This window comes from Tahibacter amnicola (assembly GCF_025398735.1).
In the GTDB taxonomy this organism is placed as follows: Bacteria; Pseudomonadota; Gammaproteobacteria; order Xanthomonadales; family Rhodanobacteraceae; genus Tahibacter; species Tahibacter amnicola.
The window spans coordinates 389,979-408,831 of the sequence record NZ_CP104694.1; the positions used below are offsets into that span (position 1 = coordinate 389,979).

Annotated in this window: 22 protein-coding genes and 1 pseudogene; 12 read left to right on the forward strand and 11 right to left on the reverse strand. The window is 67.0% G+C overall.

Going from position 1 to position 18,853, the window contains the following annotated elements:
• Positions 1–26: 26 nt before the first annotated feature.
• Genes N4264_RS01580 through N4264_RS01610 form a run of 7 tightly spaced genes read right to left on the reverse strand, consistent with a single transcriptional unit; the run spans position 27 to position 6,592 of the window.
• Positions 27–1,175 (reverse strand): hypothetical protein, encoded by a 1,149-nt coding sequence (locus tag N4264_RS01580; protein WP_261695330.1) that lies wholly within the window; start codon positions 1,173–1,175, stop codon positions 27–29.
• Entirely contained in the window at positions 1,162–2,289 is a 1,128-nt protein-coding gene (locus tag N4264_RS01585) for a M23 family metallopeptidase (protein ID WP_261695331.1), read from the reverse strand. The genes N4264_RS01580 and N4264_RS01585 overlap by 14 nt, the downstream gene beginning before the upstream one ends.
• Complete coding sequence (locus N4264_RS01590; protein WP_261695332.1) at positions 2,286–3,434, reverse strand: hypothetical protein; 1,149 nt, start codon at positions 3,432–3,434, stop codon at positions 2,286–2,288. The genes N4264_RS01585 and N4264_RS01590 overlap by 4 nt, the downstream gene beginning before the upstream one ends.
• Positions 3,435–3,437: 3 nt before the next feature.
• On the reverse strand, positions 3,438–4,583 hold the full coding sequence (locus tag N4264_RS01595; protein WP_261695333.1) for a hypothetical protein: 1,146 nt from the start codon (positions 4,581–4,583) through the stop codon (positions 3,438–3,440).
• A gap of 2 nt (positions 4,584–4,585) precedes the next feature.
• Positions 4,586–5,347 carry a hypothetical protein gene (locus N4264_RS01600; protein ID WP_261695334.1) on the reverse strand — a complete coding sequence of 254 codons (762 nt, stop codon included), beginning with the start codon at positions 5,345–5,347 and terminating at the stop codon, positions 4,586–4,588.
• Positions 5,344–6,162: a hypothetical protein gene (locus N4264_RS01605; protein ID WP_261695335.1), complete on the reverse strand. Its 819-nt coding sequence runs from the start codon at positions 6,160–6,162 to the stop codon at positions 5,344–5,346. The genes N4264_RS01600 and N4264_RS01605 overlap by 4 nt, the downstream gene beginning before the upstream one ends.
• On the reverse strand, positions 6,155–6,592 hold the full coding sequence (locus N4264_RS01610; protein ID WP_261695336.1) for a hypothetical protein: 438 nt from the start codon (positions 6,590–6,592) through the stop codon (positions 6,155–6,157). Before N4264_RS01610 ends, N4264_RS01605 begins: the two co-directional genes overlap by 8 nt.
• A gap of 330 nt (positions 6,593–6,922) precedes the next feature.
• Here N4264_RS01610 and N4264_RS01615 point away from each other — a divergent pair, with 330 nt between their 5' ends.
• Positions 6,923–7,933 (forward strand): NAD-dependent epimerase/dehydratase family protein, encoded by a 1,011-nt coding sequence (locus N4264_RS01615; RefSeq protein WP_261695337.1) that lies wholly within the window; start codon positions 6,923–6,925, stop codon positions 7,931–7,933.
• Positions 7,934–7,948: 15 nt separating this feature from the next.
• Here N4264_RS01615 and N4264_RS01620 read toward each other — a convergent pair whose 3' ends face one another.
• Entirely contained in the window at positions 7,949–8,230 is a 282-nt protein-coding gene (locus tag N4264_RS01620) for a LysE family translocator (protein ID WP_261695338.1), read from the reverse strand.
• Positions 8,227–8,580 carry a LysE family translocator gene (locus N4264_RS01625; RefSeq protein WP_261695339.1) on the reverse strand — a complete coding sequence of 118 codons (354 nt, stop codon included), beginning with the start codon at positions 8,578–8,580 and terminating at the stop codon, positions 8,227–8,229. The genes N4264_RS01620 and N4264_RS01625 overlap by 4 nt, the downstream gene beginning before the upstream one ends.
• Before the next feature lie 163 nt (positions 8,581–8,743).
• Between N4264_RS01625 and N4264_RS01630 the strand changes: the two genes are divergently transcribed.
• The 11 genes and pseudogenes from N4264_RS01630 to N4264_RS01680 all read left to right on the forward strand — a co-directional run bounded on the left by N4264_RS01630 (position 8,744) and on the right by N4264_RS01680 (position 16,659).
• Positions 8,744–9,778: a helix-turn-helix transcriptional regulator gene (locus tag N4264_RS01630; RefSeq protein WP_261695340.1), complete on the forward strand. Its 1,035-nt coding sequence runs from the start codon at positions 8,744–8,746 to the stop codon at positions 9,776–9,778.
• On the forward strand, positions 9,775–10,419 hold the full coding sequence (locus tag N4264_RS01635) for a ubiquinone biosynthesis accessory factor UbiJ (protein ID WP_261695341.1): 645 nt from the start codon (positions 9,775–9,777) through the stop codon (positions 10,417–10,419). The genes N4264_RS01630 and N4264_RS01635 overlap by 4 nt, the downstream gene beginning before the upstream one ends.
• Positions 10,420–10,424: 5 nt before the next feature.
• Positions 10,425–12,076: pseudogene (gene ubiB / locus N4264_RS01640) on the forward strand (ubiquinone biosynthesis regulatory protein kinase UbiB).
• Positions 12,077–12,223: 147 nt separating this feature from the next.
• The gene (locus tag N4264_RS01645; RefSeq protein WP_261695342.1) at positions 12,224–12,799 is read left to right on the forward strand and encodes an ECF-type sigma factor; all 576 of its coding nucleotides are present in this window, start codon (positions 12,224–12,226) and stop codon (positions 12,797–12,799) included.
• Between the two features lie 119 nt (positions 12,800–12,918).
• Positions 12,919–13,491: a hypothetical protein gene (locus tag N4264_RS01650; RefSeq protein ID WP_261695343.1), complete on the forward strand. Its 573-nt coding sequence runs from the start codon at positions 12,919–12,921 to the stop codon at positions 13,489–13,491.
• On the forward strand, positions 13,472–13,795 hold the full coding sequence (locus N4264_RS01655; RefSeq protein WP_261695344.1) for a 7(1) septoil knot domain-containing protein: 324 nt from the start codon (positions 13,472–13,474) through the stop codon (positions 13,793–13,795). Before N4264_RS01650 ends, N4264_RS01655 begins: the two co-directional genes overlap by 20 nt.
• Positions 13,796–13,857: 62 nt before the next feature.
• Positions 13,858–14,628 carry a pseudouridine synthase gene (locus tag N4264_RS01660; protein WP_261695345.1) on the forward strand — a complete coding sequence of 257 codons (771 nt, stop codon included), beginning with the start codon at positions 13,858–13,860 and terminating at the stop codon, positions 14,626–14,628.
• Between the two features lie 10 nt (positions 14,629–14,638).
• Positions 14,639–15,121 (forward strand): YajQ family cyclic di-GMP-binding protein, encoded by a 483-nt coding sequence (locus N4264_RS01665; protein ID WP_261695346.1) that lies wholly within the window; start codon positions 14,639–14,641, stop codon positions 15,119–15,121.
• Between the two features lie 2 nt (positions 15,122–15,123).
• Entirely contained in the window at positions 15,124–15,546 is a 423-nt protein-coding gene (gene arfB / locus N4264_RS01670; RefSeq protein WP_261695347.1) for an alternative ribosome rescue aminoacyl-tRNA hydrolase ArfB, read from the forward strand.
• Positions 15,543–16,133, forward strand: a complete 591-nt coding sequence (locus N4264_RS01675; protein WP_261695348.1) for a lysophospholipid acyltransferase family protein — start codon at positions 15,543–15,545, stop codon at positions 16,131–16,133. The genes arfB and N4264_RS01675 overlap by 4 nt, the downstream gene beginning before the upstream one ends.
• 55 nt (positions 16,134–16,188) lie before the next feature.
• On the forward strand, positions 16,189–16,659 hold the full coding sequence (locus N4264_RS01680; protein ID WP_261695349.1) for a hypothetical protein: 471 nt from the start codon (positions 16,189–16,191) through the stop codon (positions 16,657–16,659).
• Here the strand turns inward: N4264_RS01680 and N4264_RS01685 are convergent.
• Positions 16,640–17,782 carry a sensor histidine kinase gene (locus N4264_RS01685; RefSeq protein ID WP_261695350.1) on the reverse strand — a complete coding sequence of 381 codons (1,143 nt, stop codon included), beginning with the start codon at positions 17,780–17,782 and terminating at the stop codon, positions 16,640–16,642. The two genes, N4264_RS01680 and N4264_RS01685, sit on opposite strands and share 20 nt — an antisense overlap.
• A 76-nt stretch (positions 17,783–17,858) precedes the next feature.
• On the reverse strand, positions 17,859–18,746 hold the full coding sequence (gene phhA / locus N4264_RS01690) for a phenylalanine 4-monooxygenase (protein WP_261695351.1): 888 nt from the start codon (positions 18,744–18,746) through the stop codon (positions 17,859–17,861).
• Positions 18,747–18,853: the final 107 nt, after the last annotated feature.

Below are 18,853 nucleotides of genomic sequence, written 5' to 3' on the forward strand. Positions count from 1 at the left end.
GAGCCCGACCGATTTCGCCACGATCATCAGGGCGACGGCATTTCGTTCTCGGCCACGTTTCGACCGTTGCGGAACATGGCACCGATTTGCGCCGCCATTTCCCTGACGCGCTCGATGATACGCTCCATCGCTTCGTTGAAGCGTTCGCCGTGGGGAGCCTCAAGACCACCGATCGGCTTGGCAAATGCGGGCACGCCGGCCGTGCGTTCCTGCATCAGGTCGCGCGCCTGGGTCAGGCGCGCACCCATGGCGTCGTAGGCCGGCCCGACGGCGTCCGGATTGAGCTGTTCTTCCTGTGCGACGCCGTACTGGCGCGCAAACGAATCCAGCGCCTTGTCCATCGCGCGCTTGCAGGTCTGGGCTTCGGGAGACTGCACCACCGCCTGGGCGAAGCGCTCACCCAGCTGCGCCAATTCGCCGCCGGGCGCCGTCTTGGCCACGATGTCGACAATGCTCAGGCCACTGGTGCGGGCGCGTTCCTCGATCTCGTGGCGCAGCGACTGCAGGGTCGTGCTCGCCAGCCAGAGCCGGGCCTGGGCATCGCCATAGGCGTGAACGTGTTTCTCCACCTGGCTGACGCGGTACATCCCCAGGCGCGGCAGCACGGTGGCGCCGCGCAGCTGGGCAAACGCATCGGAGGTGATTGCGCCGACGGCGCGCACGGCCCCGGCCGGCGCGATGCCGGGCGCAGCCCCGGACGACGGCTCCGCAGCGGACGCGCGGCCGTCAGCCGGATTCCGGCCCAGATCGGCCATGCGCTGGAGCAGCGGCGAGGACAGTTCGGCGGGCCCGAGCTGGGCCCCTCGCAGGACGGCCGACACGGCGGCCATCAGTTCTTCGAATTCGGCGCGGGTGACCACGTCTGAAGGGGGCGGGGCAACTGGCGCGACGGGCGGCGGGGTCGAGATGCGCGGCACCGGGGGCGCCGCAGGATCAGCATGCTGGTGATCTTTCGCCACCGGCGGCGGGGTCGCGATCGGATGCGCAACGGTCACCGGCGCCACTGGCGCGACCACCGGCCGTGCCGCGGCCGGCTTCATCAGGTCGGCGACAACGGCCATCAACGCCGCGTCGACGCTGGGATCGGTGCCCGGCACGGGCCGCGCGCTGGTGGACACGCCCGGCGCGGCCGCTACCGGGTCTGTCGGGGATGAAGAGGATTTATTGGATGACATTGCCGATCGCCTGCCGCCGTGCCAGCTCGTTCGAAACCTGTGCGCGACGACGATATGCCTCGAGCCGCTGCGCGGTATAGGTCGCCAATAATGCCTCGACGCGTTCACGGCGTTTGTAGATTGCATGCGCCAGCGCATTCGAAACGCCGATCGAACGCACGAAATCCACCCACAGCGCGCGCTCGGAAAGCTGGGTCAGGTCCTGGTTCCAGCTGTCGCCGGAAAACCGTCGCGTCGCCTCGGAACTGAGCATCTCGTTGGCCGACATCGTCTCATAAAGACCGAACGGGGGGCTCGGGGGCGTACCGAAGCCTTCGCCGTCCTGCAGGAATTTTTCCGGCGTGGTGCCGGCGTTGCCCGCAATACGCGCATCCGCGTTGGCCGACGCCACCTGTGCCGGTTCCGCATCGTTGCTGGACGTGCCGCCCGGCGGCGGCGTGCCGCCGAACAGGATCGCGTGCTGCGCCTTGGTGTCGGCGCCCAGGATCGCCACGTGCTCCGGGTGGCCGTCGCGGATCGGAAAGGTCTGGCAGAAGTACGGTGCCGGATCCGTATTCCAGCCGAAACCCGGCTTGGCGCTCAGATTGGAACGCAGCTGGGCCGGATTGAAGGGGCCGAGCTGGGCGCGCGAGGAGAACTGCCGCACGCGGGCGTCTTCGGGGCGCGACGTGCCGTATTCGAAATGCAGATGCTTGGCCATACGCGGCCCGACGGGCGTGTTGCCGGAAAGACCGAGCACGTCGCCGGCGCGCACCTGGCTGCCTTCGCGCAGCCCAGGCGCAAAACTCTGCAGATGGAAATACGCAACAATATCGTTATTGGCGCGTTTGATCAGAATCAGGTTGCCGGCGGACGAACTGGTCCCGATGCGGGTGATCACACCGTCCGTCGTCGCCTTGAGCGGCTGCGAGGCGTTGTTGGTGCTGAAATCCAGGCCACGGTGCATATGTGGCCGTGTGTTGGCCGAACCGTGGTTGCCCGCGCCGCCGTCGCGCTGCTTGCCGTAGCGGCCGCTGACGATCTCGGCGGCGGTGGGCGAAACCATGCAGGTCTGCGCCGCGGCGTCGAACACCACGAGAAGACCGGCCAGGGCGATTGCGGCACGAATGATCACTGGATGCTCCGGCTCATGTTCTGCCGCCGCGCCGCCTCGGCGGCCTGGGCGGCACGCACGTCGGCGCCGCTGCGACGCGCCTCCAGCGCGACCAGGGCGGCCAGCTGGGCTTCCATGCGCTCGTACTGGCGGTACTGGCGTTCCTGGATGGCCAGGTCCAGCGCCTTCACCTTGAGCAGTTCGATCAGCACGCCGCGCTGCTTCTGCGCGCCCAGCACGCGGACCCAGTTGTCGTACTCCTGCGAATCACCGGCGTAGCGCTTGACCTGCGCCTCGAACTGCACGCTCAGCGGCGTGCTGGCGCCGCCGTGCGAGGTGCGTACGCCGGAGTTGTCGAGCTGGATTTCCTTGAAACTGGCCAGCGCGGGCGAGAGGATCGCATCCTTCTGCGCCTTGGCCAGCGCGTAGGCATCACTGGAAACCTGCTTCTCGGCGCCCGCCGGAAGCGGCTGGTCCGGCAATCCGACGACATTGTTCACGAAGTTCACTTTTGCCTTGTACAGCGTTTCCTCTTCCATGGTCGGCTCGAACAGCGTTGCCACGGTGAGGTCTGCGCCGGGAAATTCACCCACGCGGGCGCACAGGCCGGACGCCACTTCGTCGGGCGTGCAGAAATCCGCATGGTCGCGGATCAACTGCTGCTGCGCCTGGAGCCGATCGCCGTAACGGCCCGGAGCGGCCATCACTTCCGATTGCACGCGCAGCCGGCGTTCCTCGGCCAGGGCCGAGTCACGGTTGGTGATCATCATGCGCTCGGGCTGCACCTTGCAGGGCCGGAAGCCCTGGCCGAACCAGTCGCTGTATTCCAGGCGGGCCTGCTTGGTGCGGGCGTATCCCTGAAGGCCCTTGATCGCCGAGGCGGTACTCTGCGTGGCATTGGCCACGGCCTGGACCATCTGGTTGGCGCCGACCGCCTTCTGGCTGGCCAGCACGGCGATCGCACTGATCAGGCGCGAGCTGTTCCATTCCAGCGAGGCCTGGAACGCCGCGTCCATCGCCTGGATCGAGGCGGTGATCGTAGTCTGCGAAGCGGTGAACGCCGCCTGCACCGGCGGCACGATGTAGGGTGGGCAGTAGGCGGCACTGGCCGTGGAAAGCTGGCCCGCCAGCGCCAGTCCGGCAATAACGAATGCTGCGCTGCGCATGGCTTATTGCACCTTCCGGGAGAGGGCCTCGCGCTGGGCGCGCTGCGCGGCAGCCTGGGTGGTTTCGTCAAGGCCGGCACTGGCTGCCACCAGCAGCGCGGCGAGATTGGCCTCCATGCGCTGGTTCTGCTGGTACTGCTGGTAGCGCAGCCACGTCTCCAGGCCCGCCACCTTGGTCGCTTCCAGCACCAGGCCGCGGTCTGCCATGCGCGCCAGCTGGCCCGACCAGGCTTCGGCCTCCTTGCCGCCGAAGTACTGGTTGATGCGCAGGCGCAGCACTTCATTGGGCGACTTGTCGCTCATCGTCGCATCGCGCGTGTTCGCAGCGGCGATGCGCGCCAGGCTGTAGGCCGGCACTGACAGCAGGGCGCTCTTGCGGTTCTTGTCGATCAGGAAGCTCTGGCCGGCGGGCGTGTTGCCGGCCGCCTGCGGCAGTGCGCCGTCCGGTTCGCCCAGGACGTGCTGGATATAGGCTTCGCGCGCCTTGGCCGCCAGCGAATCGGGTTTTGCCCCCTCGAACAGCAGGGCGGCATTGGTGTCGCCGCCGGGCAATTCGCTCAATGTGCACAATCCCGCATCGGCTTCCGCCTTGGTACAGAACAGGCGCCGGTGCTCCTTGAGTCGGTTCTGCATCGCCTCGGCCGTCGACGCCACCAGACGCCCCGGTGCCATGTCGTTGCTGCCGACGGTGGCCTTGGCCCGGTCGTGGACGCGGCCGAATGCCATGTCCATCGTCTTGTTCTTGAGCGAGGTGCCGCAGGGATCAAAGCCCTGGCCGGTGACCGGATGGAAATCCAGCACGTTCTTCTGGACCTCGTCGGCCTCCTGCAGCGCCTTGATCGCGCTGGCCAGGGTCTGCTCGGAGTTGGCCACCGCATCGACGACTTGCTTGGTCGCGATCGATTCCTGCGCGGTGGCGCCACCGACGGCAGATACCACGTCGTCAAACTTGAGCCGCATCTGGTTGACGAAGGTGGTGGTGAAGGTCGTCAGCTGCGTCTCGACGTTGGCCGTAAGCATCTCGATCTGCGTGATCGTCCAGCCCTCGGCCGCGCCGCCGCACATGTAGGCGAACACCGCGGTGCTGGAGACGGACAGCGCGAAGGCAGCCAGGAGTCGGCGGCGCAGAGGCATTTTCCGCGTACGCATGGTCATTGGTTTCCTGTCAGTACGGGGACGCGCCGCTCGGTCGCCTGTGACACGATGGACGCCGCCGCCATGGAGGCCTGCGCGGTCGCGCCCAGCTGCTGCAACGAAGCGGCGGCGCAATCGGGTGTCATGCAGTCGATGATGGCGTCGGCGCGCTGGTCGGCCAGCATGCTGGCGTAGGCGTAGGCGGCCAGCTCGCCTTCCGGCGCGAGGGTCGGTCCGGAGAATGCACCGGCATAGTCGACGTCCCAGGACTGCATGCCGTTGGGCGAGAGCGTGCACAGCCCCTGTTCCGCCTCGTCGAGCGAGCAGTACACCTGGCGGTGCATGGACCAGATCTGTGCCTCGCCCTCCATCGCCGAGCCCACGCGGGTGGTGGAGAAGGTGGCCAGCAGCCGTGACGCGTCGATTTCGGCCTGTGCCTGGCTTTCGACGATGAAGGTGTGCTCCATCTGCGAGGTGCACTTGACCGAGGCCGGCTGGCCGACCGTCGGATGGAAGTCCAGCGCCGCGCGCAGCGTGCGTTCGTAGCCGTCCAGCGCCTTGATCGAGTTCGCCAGCATCTGCTGCGAGTTCACGAAGATGTCGGTCTTCTGCTTGGCCGAAATGGCCGTCTGCATCGCGCTGCCGGCCCAGGCCGCCGCCTCGGACATGAGATTGCGGATCATGGCCAGGATCGACTGCCAGCTGGCGTGCGCCGTCGTCGTCGTCAGCACGACGGCGACGAACACGAACAGCTGCGCGGGCCAGCGGCGCCGTCTCATTGCTCGAAGATCCGGCTCATGCGGCCCATCAGGCCGTCATCCTTCGGCTTGGCCGGCGCTTGCTGCGCCGGAGCACCCTGCGCCGGCTGGGCGGGGTGCACCAGCTTGCCATTGACCACCGGCGGCACCGGCGGCGGCGGGATCACCCATTGCACGGGCGGCGCCGCGTTGTCGAACTTGATCGCATCGGCGACGAAGGGATTGGTCTTCACGGTGTAGCGGATCGGCTGGTCGGCCGCCACTTCGCTGGTCATCGACGAATAGTCGAACAGGTTCTGCCGGGCCAGTCCCGTGGACATGCCGTTGAGGTAGTCGAACTCGGCGCCGAGGTTCTGCAGCTCGTTGTTCACATCGTCCACGGCGTTGTTGATCATGCCGGCGACCTGATTGACCGCCTGGCAGACCTTGCCCTGCACGTAGCTCTGGATCGCCTGCATGATCGCCTGCCGCACCGCGGCCCAGGTCAGGCTTCCCAGGGCACCGATCGCACCGGAGATATCCCACAGCTGGCGCAGGCTGGCCACGCAGTCGGCCTGGAACAGGGGTTCCACGTCCGGCCCTTTCATGGCGATCTTCACGTGCAGGGTCATCGCTCCCTTGACGGCGCCGCCGATGGTGTTGGGCGCGGCGCGATTGCAGTCCTCGCCCTGGCTGCGGATCTCGTCGGCCACGACGGAAATTTCGCCGGAGATCAGCTCGCTCTTCTTCATCGTCAGAATGTTGTCGAAGGCGACCGCCGGGCCGGCGGCGGCAACGGCGCTCACACCGACGACGGCGAGCGCGGCCAGTCGGCGACGCGTCAGCAGGTCAGACATCGCGGTAACTCCCCATGATCCGAGTGATTCGCTCCAGCCGGTCGGGCGCGAAGATCTGCCCGAGGCGCTGCGCGCGGACGAGGGCTTCGTCCTGGTCCGGCGCCGGCGGGGCGTGGCGGTCCAGCGTGGAAGCCAGTTGTTGGAAGAAGGTGGCATCGCTTCGGGCGATGGCGCGCATCAGTTCGATGCAGCGCGCCGGCGCCAGCGCGCGCAGGTGGCCGGACAGGGCGGGGGCGTGCGACAGCGCCTGCGCGGTCTCGTCGCGCAGCGCGGACACGGGCGCAAGGAGGTCCGTATCGTCGGGCTGCGCGGCGGAGACGATCCGCGCCAGGAGCTGCGGCAGGCGCGCGAGTGCGGCATAGCCGAGCACCGCGCCCGCCTGAAGGTCGAGCGCAGCTGTCGGGCCACTGCCAACGCTGCTGTCTGCCATACCGATTCCGCCTGTTGGACGCGCTGCGAGTGTGGCCTAAAAAAAATGGCATTTCAAGAATTTGTCGATATTCGGCATTATCCTTGCTATTGTTGCTTTTTACGATGATCTACGTAGTTCCAATAACGTTGTCGTTCAGTCGTTTATGTCACACTTTTTGGGCAGATAGTTGTACCGATAGCAATGTCTTTGGCGCCGTCTGTCAGCCGGACCGGCCTGGCTGCGTTAGGCACCGCCCATTGGTGCGGCGGGCGGGCTCGCACGCGGTGCCAGACAGGCGCCGGCACCGCTATGATCGCGATCTATTTACCCAGGCTCGAGGCAATAGCGATGAAGGTTTTGGTTACCGGCGGCGGCGGATTCCTGGGCAAGGCCATCTGCAAGCAGCTGGTCGCGGGCGGGCATTCGGTACGCGCGCTCAACCGGCATTCGTATCCCGAGCTGGATGCCCTCGGCGTGGAACAGTGCGTGGGTGACCTGCGCGAACTCGACACGGTCAGCCGCGCCGTCGAGGGCTGCGACGCGGTCATCCACACGGCCGCCAAGGCCGGCGCGTGGGGTCCGCTGGTCGAGTACTACGAGATCAATGTGCGCGGCACGGACAACATTCTCGCCGCCTGCGAGATCCACCGCGTCAACAAGCTTGTCTATACGTCCAGCCCGAGCGTCGTGCACAACGGGCCGGACCTGAACGGGGTGAATGAGTCCGTTCCCTACGCCACCCACTTCCTGGCCCACTATCCGCAGACCAAGGCGATGGCCGAGCAGCGCGTGCTGGCCGCCAATTCCCCCGCCCTGGCCACCGTCGCGCTGCGGCCGCACCTGATCTGGGGACCGGGCGACCCGCACCTCCTGCCGCGCATCCTCGACCGGGTCAAGAAGGGCCGCCTTCGCTTCATCGGCGATACGCCGAAGAAGATCGACACCGTGTATGTCGACAATGCGGCCGAGGCCCACGTGCTGGCGCTGCAGCGCCTGGAACCCGGCTCGCCGATCGCGGGCAAGGTCTATTTCATTACCCAGGGTGAGCCGATCACGACGGAGGCCATGGTCAACAGCCTGCTCAAGGCCGCCGGGCTGCCCGCGGAATCGCGGCGCATTTCCCTGGATTTCGCGCGCTTTCTCGGACGCAATCTGGAGCGGATCTGGAAGCTCCTGCGCCTGCGGTCCGAGCCGCCGCTGACGCGCTTCATCGTCGAGCAGCTGGCCAGCGCACACTGGTTCAACATCGCCAGTGCGCGGCGTGACCTCGGCTACGCACCGCGGGTGAGCACCAATGAAGGACTGGCGCGGGTTTCCGAGCACCTGGCGCGAGCGCGCATGAGCCAGCGCAAGGGCTAGCGGGCGTCGGCTCGTCTAGCCGCGCCAGCCGGCGAAGCCGGTCCATGCCGCCGCCACGACCAGCACCATCCCGGCGCCGCGCATCAAGCCCAGCGCCGCGGCGGGTCGCGCCGCCAGCCAGCGACGCGAGCCCGCAGCGCCCCAGGCCAGCGGTCCGTACACGCCGACCTGGGTGACCGCAATGATCGCGCCCATCGCCACGCACTGCAGCCAGACCGGCCCGTAGTCGGGCGAGACGAACTGCGGAAAGATCGCGAACATGAACAGGTAGGCCTTGGGATTGAGCAGGCAGGTCACCAGGCCGCGCCGGAACGTGGTCGCACCGGAAACGATGTCGGCAGGTGCCTGGAACGCCGGTCCCCCCGGCTGCGCAACAGCGACAGGCCGATCCAGGCCATGTAGGTCGCGCCAGCCAGCAGCACCGCATTGAACACCCCTGGCACCAGTTTGAGCAGCAGGCCCACGCCCAGCGCCGCCGCCGCGACGTGAATCACGCCACCGATCACGATGCCCGCGACCGCCAGCAGGCCATGGCGCCGGCCGCCGACCAGACCGCTGGCCATCACATAGGCCATGTCCATGCCGGGCAGCACGATCACGGCGAACACCACCAGGAAGAACAGCCACAGGTGCATCAGGTGTTGCATGGGGTATCTCCAGCGCAGGTACAGGATGCGTGCGGCCACGCCGCGGGCCGAGGTCCGCGGCACGCCGTCCCGGCGGAGCCACTGCAGGGCCGCCCGGGTTCGGCGCACACCCTAGCGATCAATCAGGGCGCCTTCCGCCCTGATGATGCGTATGCTGTACCGCATGAGCCATCCCGCATCCCGTGTATTGGCGGTACTGGAGCTGCTGCAGGCGCATGGCCGCCTGCCTGGCAGCGAGTTGGCGCGCCGCATGGGCGTGGACGTCCGCACCCTGCGCCGCTACATCCGCACCCTGGAAGACATCGGCATCCCGGTCACCGCCGAGCGTGGTCGCTACGGCGCCTATTCGCTGGTGGCCGGCTTCAAGCTGCCGCCGCTGATGTTCACCGACGATGAGGTGCTGGCGGTCGCGGTGGGGCTCCTGGCCGCGCGCGGACTCGGCCTGGCCGATGCGGCACCGGCAGCGGCCAGCGCGCAGGCCAAGCTCGAACGCGTCATGCCGCCCGCCCTGCGCGCCCGGGTGCGGGCGATCGACGAGACCGTCACGCTCGACATCCGCGGCGGCGATCCGGTGGGCGGAAACAATGCTGCGTTGTTGCAGTTGAGCAGTTCTGCGCAACTGCAGCGGCGCGTGGAGTTGCACTATTGTTCCTCCGCCGGCGATACCACGGCACGGGATTTCGATCCCTACGGTCTCACCTGGCGCAGCGGGCGCTGGTATGCCGTGGGCTATTGCCACCTGCGCCACGGCTTGCGCTCCTTCCGGCTCGACCGTGTGCTGGAGGTACGGCCGCGCCCGGTCAGCTTCGGCCGGCCCGCGGGCTTCGACGCGGCGGCATACCTGGCACTGAGCATCGCCTCGCTGCCACGCGCCATCGCCGTGGAGGTGCTGCTGGAGACCGATCTGGCGGGCGCCCAGCGCGAGTTCTTCGGCAACATCGGCGTGTTTGAAGCCGTCGAAGCGGGAGTGCTGCTGCGCACGCGCACCGACGACCTGGACTGGTTCGCCTGCCAGCTCGCCCGCCTGTCCTTCGGCTTCCACGTGCAGTCGCCGGATGCGTTGCGCGAAGCCATCGTGACCCATGCGCAACGTCTGCTCGATCGCCACGGCCGCGCAGTGGCGCCGGCGCAGCCCGGCGACCCGTCGTCGCACGCCCCGGGCGATCCATCCGCGCCTGCTAGAATCGACGGGTCATGAATGCCTCTCATACCCCCAATCCCGTGCTCAGCGTGCTGGGCCAGCTGCTCGAACGCGTGCTCAACCGTGTCGTGCGCCTGGACAGCGAAACCCTCACTCGCCTGGATGCGCTGGACGGCCGCGCCGTCACCGTCGAGTTCCGCGGAACGCCCCTGGCCCTGCGCGTGTGCGTGCAAGGCACCGAGCTACGGATTGGACCGGCCGCCGGCGGCGACAGCGCGCTGCGCGTGCTGACCTCGCCGGGAAGCCTGCTGGCAATGGCGTTGCGCCGCGGCAGCGGCGAAGCCGGCGTCGCGCCGGGCACGGTGGAGATCGCCGGCGATGCCGACCTCGCGCGCCGGCTCGAACAGATCGCTTCGCGCTATCGACCCGATATCGAGGAGGCATTCACGCGCACCTTCGGCGACGTGCTCGGTGTTCCGCTCGCGACCGGATTTTCCAATGCCCTGCGCTACGCCCGCGAACGCGGCGAACGCCTGGTGCAGGACACCGCCGAATACCTGCGCGAGGAATCCCGGGATCTGGTCGCGCCGGGTGAAATGGATGAATTCCTGGACGCGGTGGATCGGCTGCGCGAACGGGGTGAGCGCCTCGAAGCCCGTCTGAACCGGCTTGCCGCCGCGCGGGTACCCCGCGCATGACGCCGCTGACCAGCGTGCCGCGCCTGGTCGGCATCGCACGCGTCCTGCTGCGTTACCGTCTGGACGAACTGGTCGAAGCCACTCACCTGTTCCGTCCGCTCAAGTGGATCCGCCCCCTGTTCGGGCGGCCGCCGGCGCAGCTTCATGCGCTGTCGCGCGGGGCACGCCTGCGGCTGGCGCTGGCGGAGCTGGGGCCGATCTTCGTCAAGTTCGGGCAGATTCTCTCCACCCGCCGCGACCTGCTGGCGGCCGACATTGCCGACGAGTTGAGCCTGCTGCAGGACCAGGTCCCCCCTTCTCCGGCGAGGTCGCGCGCGAGGCCGTCGAACGCGCGCTGGGCGCGCCGGTTGGCCAGCTGTACGCTCATTTCGCCGAAACGCCGCTGGCATCCGCATCGATTGCCCAGGTGCACGCCGCCGCGCTCAAGGACGGCCGCGAGGTCGTGGTAAAGGTGCTGCGCCCCGGCGTCGGCGACCGCATCGCGCGTGACCTCGCTCTGCTGCGCGATTTTGCGCGGCTGGCCGAGCGATTCCATCCGAATGCCGACAAGATCCGTCCCCGCGAAGTCGTGGCGGAAATCGAATCGACCCTGATCAACGAACTGGATCTGCAGCGCGAGGGCGCCAACGCCAGCCTCCTGCGGCGCAATTTCAAGGACTCGCAGGACCTCTACGTTCCCGAGGTGTTCTGGTCGCACACCAAGGCCCAGGTGCTGACCATGGAGCGCGTGCGCGGCATCCCCGTCGACGATGTCGCGGCACTGGATGCGGCCGGCATCGATCGCTCGCGCCTGGCACAGAAGGGCGTGCAGATCTTCTATACGCAGGTCTTCCGCGACAACTTCTTCCACGCCGATGCGCATGCGGGAAATATCTGGGTCGATCCCTCGCGCCCCGACGAACCGCGCTTCATCGCGCTGGATTTCGGCATCATGGGCTCGCTGCCCGAAGCCGACCAGTACTGGCTCGCCGAGAACTTCATTGCCCTGTTCAACCAGGACTACGCGAAGATCGCACGCCTGCACGTGCAGGCCGGATGGATTCCCTCCACCGCGCGGCTGGATGAGCTGGAAGCGGCCACGCGCGCCGTGTGCGAGCCCTATTTCACGCGCCCCTTGAGCGAGATCTCGCTGGCCGAGGTCGTCGTGAAACTGTTCCAGACGGCCCGGCGCTACGAGCTGATCCTGCAACCGCAGTTGATCCTGCTGCAGAAGACACTGCTGAACATCGAAGGCATCGGGCGCCAGCTCGATCCGACGATCGACATCTGGGCGGTCGCAAAGCCCGTGCTCGAGCACGTCTGGCGCGAGCGCACGGGCCCGCGCGCGATCCTGCGTACGTTGCGCCAGCGCGTGCCCGAATGGCTGGCGGCCGCACCGGACATGCCGCACCTGCTCCACGACTACCTCAAGAAAGCCGGCAGCGGCGGCATCGAGATGCGGGTGCACTCGGAAGACCTGAAAAATCTGCATGTCGATGCGCGCGCCGGTCGCGCGCAGATCGTTCCGCTGGCCCTGGGCGCCACCCTGATTCTCTCCGCGGTGCTGCTGTACGCGCTGGATGCCCAGGCGGCGCGCGTCGCGGGCGTGCCGATAACAGCGTGGCTGGCGGCCATCGGCGGCAGTGTCTGCTTCTGGGTCGCCAACCGGCGCTCCTGATTCGCGTCCGCGTCGGCCGCGGCCGCTCTGGGGGTTTCGCCCTGTGCGCTTTGTACCCCCGCCGGCGTTACGCTAGACGGGCACCGGAACGGCGACAGCGGTTCGGGTGCGCCTTCGGGCAGGCACGGTCGCTTTGCGGGGGAAGCAATGGACAACCATGACGTCACGGCGCGAATCGCGGCAATGAACGCCGGACCGGAGCAGCGCCAGCAGGCGCTGAGCCTGGTGTACGAGGATCTGGTCCACATTGCGCGCGCGGAACTGGCACGCCACCGGCGCGGCGAGACGCTCAACACGCGCGCACTGGTCAACGAAACCTACCTGAAGCTGTTCGACGGCGATGCGGGGCACTTCGAGAACCGCAAGCACTTTTTCGCCACTGCCGCCAAGGCCATGCGCCAGGTAGTGATCGACTATGCCCGCAGCCGGCTCGCGGACCGCCGCGGCGCGGGCGCGGAACACGTCGCGCTGGATGCCCTGGACAACCAGCCCATCGCCATCGACGCGCAGGCCGAGGAACTGGTCGGCATGGACAAGGCGCTGGAGAAACTCGCCCAGCTCGACGAGCGCCTGGTGAGCATCGTCGAATTGCGGTTCTTCGCGGGATTGCCGGTGAAGGAGATCGCCGACCTCCTGGGTGTCTCCGAGCCCACCGTCAAGCGCGACACGCGCGCCGCGCGTGCTTTCCTGCACAAGGAACTCCAGGCCCACCTGGCGTCGTGAAGGATGTGGGCGGGTGCCCGGTTTGCGCGGCGCGGATGTACTAGCGTTCTCAACCAGGCTTCAACCGATATTCAGCACACCGGGGCGATACCTGGCCTGGGCCCCCAGGGAGAACGATCATGCGTCGCAGCGGAATTCTTGCTCTTGTCCTGGCCGGGCTGTTCGCCGCGCACACCGCAGCGGCCGACAGCTATGCCTTCGGGTTCAATCCTGACACCGGCGATGCGTGGCTCGACGCGCATCTTGGCGATATAAACGTCTATGCGGATGGCCATCTTGATGGCTATATCGACCAGGTCTGCATCCAGACCGGAGCGCCCCGTTACTACATCGAAACGCTGGTCATCGAAGAACGCTATCCACCGGCCGACGTGTGGATGATCGCGCAGACGGCCCAGGTCAGCGGCCAGCCGATCGAAACCGTCCGCACGCACTTCGACCGGAATCGCGGACGTGGCTGGGGCGTGATCGCAAAAGAGATGGGCATCAAACCGGGGTCAGCCCAGTTCCACGCTCTCAAGAACGGTGCGAAGCAGTGGCCGCCCTCGTCCCGTCGCACAGCGTCTGCCGCGGAAGGCGAACCGGCAAAACCGAAGAAGTCCCAAGGCCACTCCGGCAAAGGCCCGCCGTCCGGCCATCCGCACGGCAAGGACAAGGATCACGGAAAAGGCCATGGCAACAAGCACAAGTAGACATATCCGCTGGGTCGCGGTCGCGTTGGCGACGCTGGCGTGCAGCACCATCGTCACTGCTGAAAAACCGGCCGATATCGCGGCAATTCACGGTCGGATCCAGTTCGTCACTTCGTTTCCCGATTACACGGTGAAGGTCGTCGACGCGTTTGCCGACTTGCATGTGAAGGTGGTCGAGTCCTTTCCCGACGGCCCGGGGAAATGGCAGATCGTCGAGAGCTTTCCCGACTACCGCATCCAGTTCGTCGACAGCTTCCCGGATTTCACCATCCGCTACGTCGAGAGTTTTCCCGGCGTTCCATGAGACGCCGCGGCGGGCCGAACCGGCGTCCGCTAGAATGGGCGGTTTCCATGAGCTGATGCGCCGTGCAGTCCACTGACGCCTCTCCACCGGACGCCACGGCGGCCGGGTTGCCCCTGCTCTACTGCGATGACGACCTGCTCGTGGTCAACAAACCCCCGGCGTTGGCGGCGCATCGCAGCAACCTGGTGGGCGATGACGACGATTACCTGATCGACCGGCTGCGGCGGCAGGTTGGTGGGTCGCTGTACCTGGCGCACCGGCTCGACCGCGCCACCAGCGGCGCGCTGGTCGTGGCGCGAAGTACCGCGGTTGCCACCGAGATCGGCCGGCAGCTGATGGACCGCTCGGTCGAGAAGGCCTACCTCGCCGTTGTGCGCGGCTGGCCTGACGAAACCGGCACGATCGATCACCCGCTCACCGGCTCCAGCCTCAAGGGCGCGCCCAAACCGGCGGTGACGCATTGGCGCCGGCTGGCACGCGTAGAGCTGCCCATTCCGATGGGCCGGTATCCGCAGCAACGCTATTCGCTGCTGGAAGTGCAACCGCAGACCGGTCGTTACCAGCAGATTCGCCGCCATTTCGCGCACATCTCCCATCATCTGGTCGGCGACACCACGCACGGCCGCGGTGACCACAACCGCCTGTTTCGCATCCACTGGGCCATGCATCGGCTGCTGCTGCACGCCTGGCGCGTGGGATTCACCCACCCGGTCAGCGGCCAGCGCGTGGCCGTCAGCGCACCACTGGATGCCAGCTGGAACCGCATCCTCGACACCTTCGGCTGGCAGTCGGCGATTGCAGGGGCCGCCCCCAAAACCGACCCGCACGGATAGAATCGACCGCATGCCTTCCTTCGATATCGTCTCCAAGCTCGACCGGCACGAGGTCACCAACGCCGTCGACCAGGCCAATCGCGAACTCGACAAGCGCTTTGATTTCAAGGGCGCGAACGCGACGTTCGAACTGGCCGAACTCATCGTCACGCTCAAGGCCGACGCGGAATTCCGCCTCAAGCAGATGCAGGAAATCCTGATGCAGCGCCTGGTCGCGCGCGGGATCGACATCCGCTGCGCCGAGATCGACGAGCCGGAAACCAACCTCGCCGCCGCGCGCCAGAAGATCACCCTCAAGCAGGGCATCGATCAGACGCTGGCCAAGAAGATCGTCAAGATGATCAAGGATTCGGGCCTGAAAGTGCAGGCGCAGATCCAGGGCGACCAGTTGCGTGTCACCGGCAAGAAACGCGACGACCTGCAGCTGGCGATCGCCTTCCTGCGCAAGAGCGACATCGAAATGCCGCTGCAGTACGAAAATTTCCGCGACTGACCATGCTCGAAGTAAACGCCCAGATCCAGATTCCCGACGAGGAACTGCAGGAGAGTTTCGTGCGCTCCTCCGGTCCCGGCGGCCAGAACGTCAACAAGGTCGCCAGTGCGGTAGAGCTGCGCTTCGACGTGGTGAATTCGCGCGCCCTGCCCGAGCCGGTGCGTGCACGCCTGCTGGCACGGCGCGATCGTCGCCTCACCACCGAAGGCGTGCTGGTGATCGAGGCCAATCGGTTCCGCGACCAGGCCAAGAACCGCGACGATGCGCGGGCCCGCCTGGCCGACATCATCCGTGCCGCCCTGTTCGTGCCGAAGAAGCGCATCGCCACCAAGCCGACCCGCGCCTCGCAGGAACGCCGGATCAAGGAAAAGAAGGCCCGCTCGGAGCACAAACGCGGTCGATCCAAATCCTGGAAAGACGAATGAACCCCGGCCACCTGCCGCTTCCGCCTCCTGCTGTTCCGCAGTCGCCACAAACTCCGTTCCGTCGCTTCATCGCCTGGCTGCTGGCGCGGTTTGGCTGGCGTCTGGTGGGTGAATTTCCCAATATTCCCAAAGTGGTTTTTATCGCGGCACCCCATTCGTCGTGGTGGGACGGCGTCCTGGGGCTGATGTTCAAGGTCGCCGTAGGCCTGGACGCCTCGTTCATGGCCAAGCGTGAGCTCTTCTGGGGTCCGCTGGGATGGCTGCTGCGTCGGCTGGGCGGTATTCCGATCGAGCGCAGCACCTCGCACGGCGTGGTGGAACAGATGGTCGAGCGCTTCCAGACGCGCGAGCGGCTGTGGCTGGGTATCGCGCCGGAAGGTACGCGCCAGTCCGTAAGAAAGTGGAAATCGGGATTCTGGCACATTGCACATGACGCAGGCGTGCCGGTGTGGACGATCTATTTCCACTATCCGGAAAAGACCGTCGGGCTCGGACCGGTGTTCGAGCTCACCGACGACGCCGCGGCGGACATCGCCCGTATCCGGGAGTTCTACCGCCCCTGGCAGGGCAAGCACCGCGGCGCCTAGAGCGGGCGAGCCGGTTGTCGCCGGGCTGTAACAGCGGCCGGCAACAATTCCAGGCATGAGTGCCGCCCTTCTCCTCATCCTGTCGTGCCTGGCCCTGGCTGCCTTCGCCTGCGCAGCGGTGTGGAGCAGTGCGGTACCCGGTCACGCCCGCCGATGGGACGCCGCCTTCGCGCTGGCCCTGGGTTTCGCCGCGCTGGAACTGGTCGTACTGGGCAGTCCACTGGCGATGTGGTTTCCCGTCGCGGCAGTGATCGGCGCTCCCTTTCCGTTGATCGCACCCGTGGTGTGGCGGCGCGGACGTTCCTTGCAGCCCTGGTCCAGTGCGCGCTGGGCACGGCATCTCATGCCGGCTGGCGTCGTCGTGCTGGTGCTCGCCGTCATCCACGCCCTCGCCGGGCTGGACGCGATCTGGCCGCACGCGGCGCCGGTTCTGGTACTGGTCAGCGCCGTTGCCGGCGTGGCGCATGCGATCCCCCGGCGCCAGCGCCAAGCGGAATGGACAGCATTCAGGCCGTATCCGTACTGACCGGAATCCGCACTTCCAGGGCGTGGCCGCCGCCCTCGGCCGGTCCCACCCGCACGGTGCCGCCGAGCAGGCTGATCCGCTCGCGCATGCCCTTGAGACCATTGCCTTCGCGAATCTCGCCACCCCGGCCGTTGTCGCGCACGGTCAGCACGATGTGGTTTCCGTCCAGGTGCAGTCCCACGCGCACCTCGCTCGCCTGGGCGTGGCGCACGGCATTGGTCAGCCCTTCCTGCGCCGCCCGCACCAGCGCCTCGGCCTGGTGCACGTGACGGACGCGGGCGTCATCGGCGAGATCGAGCACGATGCGCGGGCGGGGAATGGGCGCAGCCAGCTGTTCGATTGCTCCGCGAAGATCCATGCCGTCGTGCTGGCGCATCTGTGCGACCACGCCGCGCAGATCGTCCAGGAGCTCGCCGGCCAGCTGGGTGGCGGTTCGCAACGTCGCGGCCGTGTCCACGTTCGGGTCGCGTTCGAGCAGGGCGAGGTTGAGTTTGAGCGCCGTGAGCTTGTGCCCGGCGACATCGTGCAGCTCACGCGCCAGGCGCACGCGTTCCTGTCCGCGGGCACTTTCCTCCAGTAGCGAGCGCGTTGCCAGCAGCTGGGCGTTGACCTGGGTGAGCCGCTCGGCATTCGCCTCGGCGCGTCGCGCGTAGACCGCGGTGAGGATGGCGAAGAGCTGGAAGCCGCCATAGATGGTGCCGACCAGCCACGGCTTGGTGCCGCTCCAGTTGAGCAGGAACACGGCCATCACGCCGGCGTTGAGCACCAGTCCGACCAGGCACAGAGCCAGCCCCGGCAGGATCATGGCCCACTGCCCCATCACGATCACGACGAGCACCGGTGCCGTGGTGCTGCGCGACAGCGCGATCACGGCAAGGGCCAGGATGGACTGCGCGGCAAAACAGGCGTACTCGGCCCGGCGCATTGCCGCCCCGGCGGGTAAGAAGTGCGGCGTCACGAACGCCACGAGGAACGCCACCATCAGTCCGACCAGCGACGGCGGTGCCGCGGCGCCAGGCTCCACCTCCTCCAGCAGCGCCATCAACACGGCCGCCCAGGTGGCGTAGGCGGCAAGGTTCAGCGGCTGGATCAACTCAGCGATGGTCGTGCGCAACGGCTTCACGGTGGACTCCGCGGGATCTATCCGGCGTAGTAGACCATGTGCGAGGCGCGCACCGTGCCGGTTGCGCGCAGAGCGGTCAGACGTCGCCGTCCGCCAACCAACCCTCGCCGGTACCACGCTGGAATACGGAATCGGTCGCCAGCACGTCGCCCGCCGGGAACGACGGTGCTTCGCGCAAACGGGCGTAGATCGGGGTGAAATCCGGCCGCGTGGCGTCCATCAGCTGTTCATAGCTGTCGATGACGAAATAGGTCTTCTGGTAGGTATCGATCCGGTAGCGCGTGCGCATGACGCGTTCCAGGTCAAAGCCGATCCGGTTGGGCGCCGGCGATTCCAGGCTGTAGATCGACTCCCCCTTGGAACTGACGATACCGGCGCCGTAGATGCGCAGTCCTTCGGAGGTGCGGATCAGGCCGAATTCCACCGTGTACCAGTACAGACGCGTGAGATTGACCAGCGCTTCCGGGCCGATACCGGCCGCCTTCACCCCGCCGCAGCCGTAGGCCTGCATGTAGTCTGCGAAGACCGGGTTGAGCAGCAGCGGCACGTGGCCGAAGAGGTCATGGAAGAGGTCCGGCTCGGCCAGGTAATCCAGCTGCTCCGGACGACGGATCCACCAGGTCACCGGAAAGCGCCGGTTGGCCAGGTGTTCAAAGAAGGTCAGTTCCGGAAGCAGCCCCTCGACACCGATTAGCTCCCAGCCGGTCGCCTGCCGGAGCACCCGGTTCAGCTCGTCGAACCTGGGAATGCGATCGGCCGACATGCCGAAGCGCTCCTGGTTCTCGACGAACTCCTTCGCCGCGCGGCCGACCAGCAGTTCGCGCTGGCGCTGGAACAGCGTGGCCCAGGTCGCGTGGTCGGTTTCCGTATAGGTCGACCAGGGCTGTTCGATGACGGCCGTGGTGTACACGGGCACGTAGCCCTTGTCAGTCATCTGGTGTTCGACGCGGCTGGGAGTATCCATCACGATTCCTTGGGGGCGTTGCGCCCTGCGTGCTGCGCTCAGTTTAGGCCGCCGCGGGCGCAATAGGCTTGCGTTGTTGCGCAGGTCCGCGCTTTCTGCGCAATAAT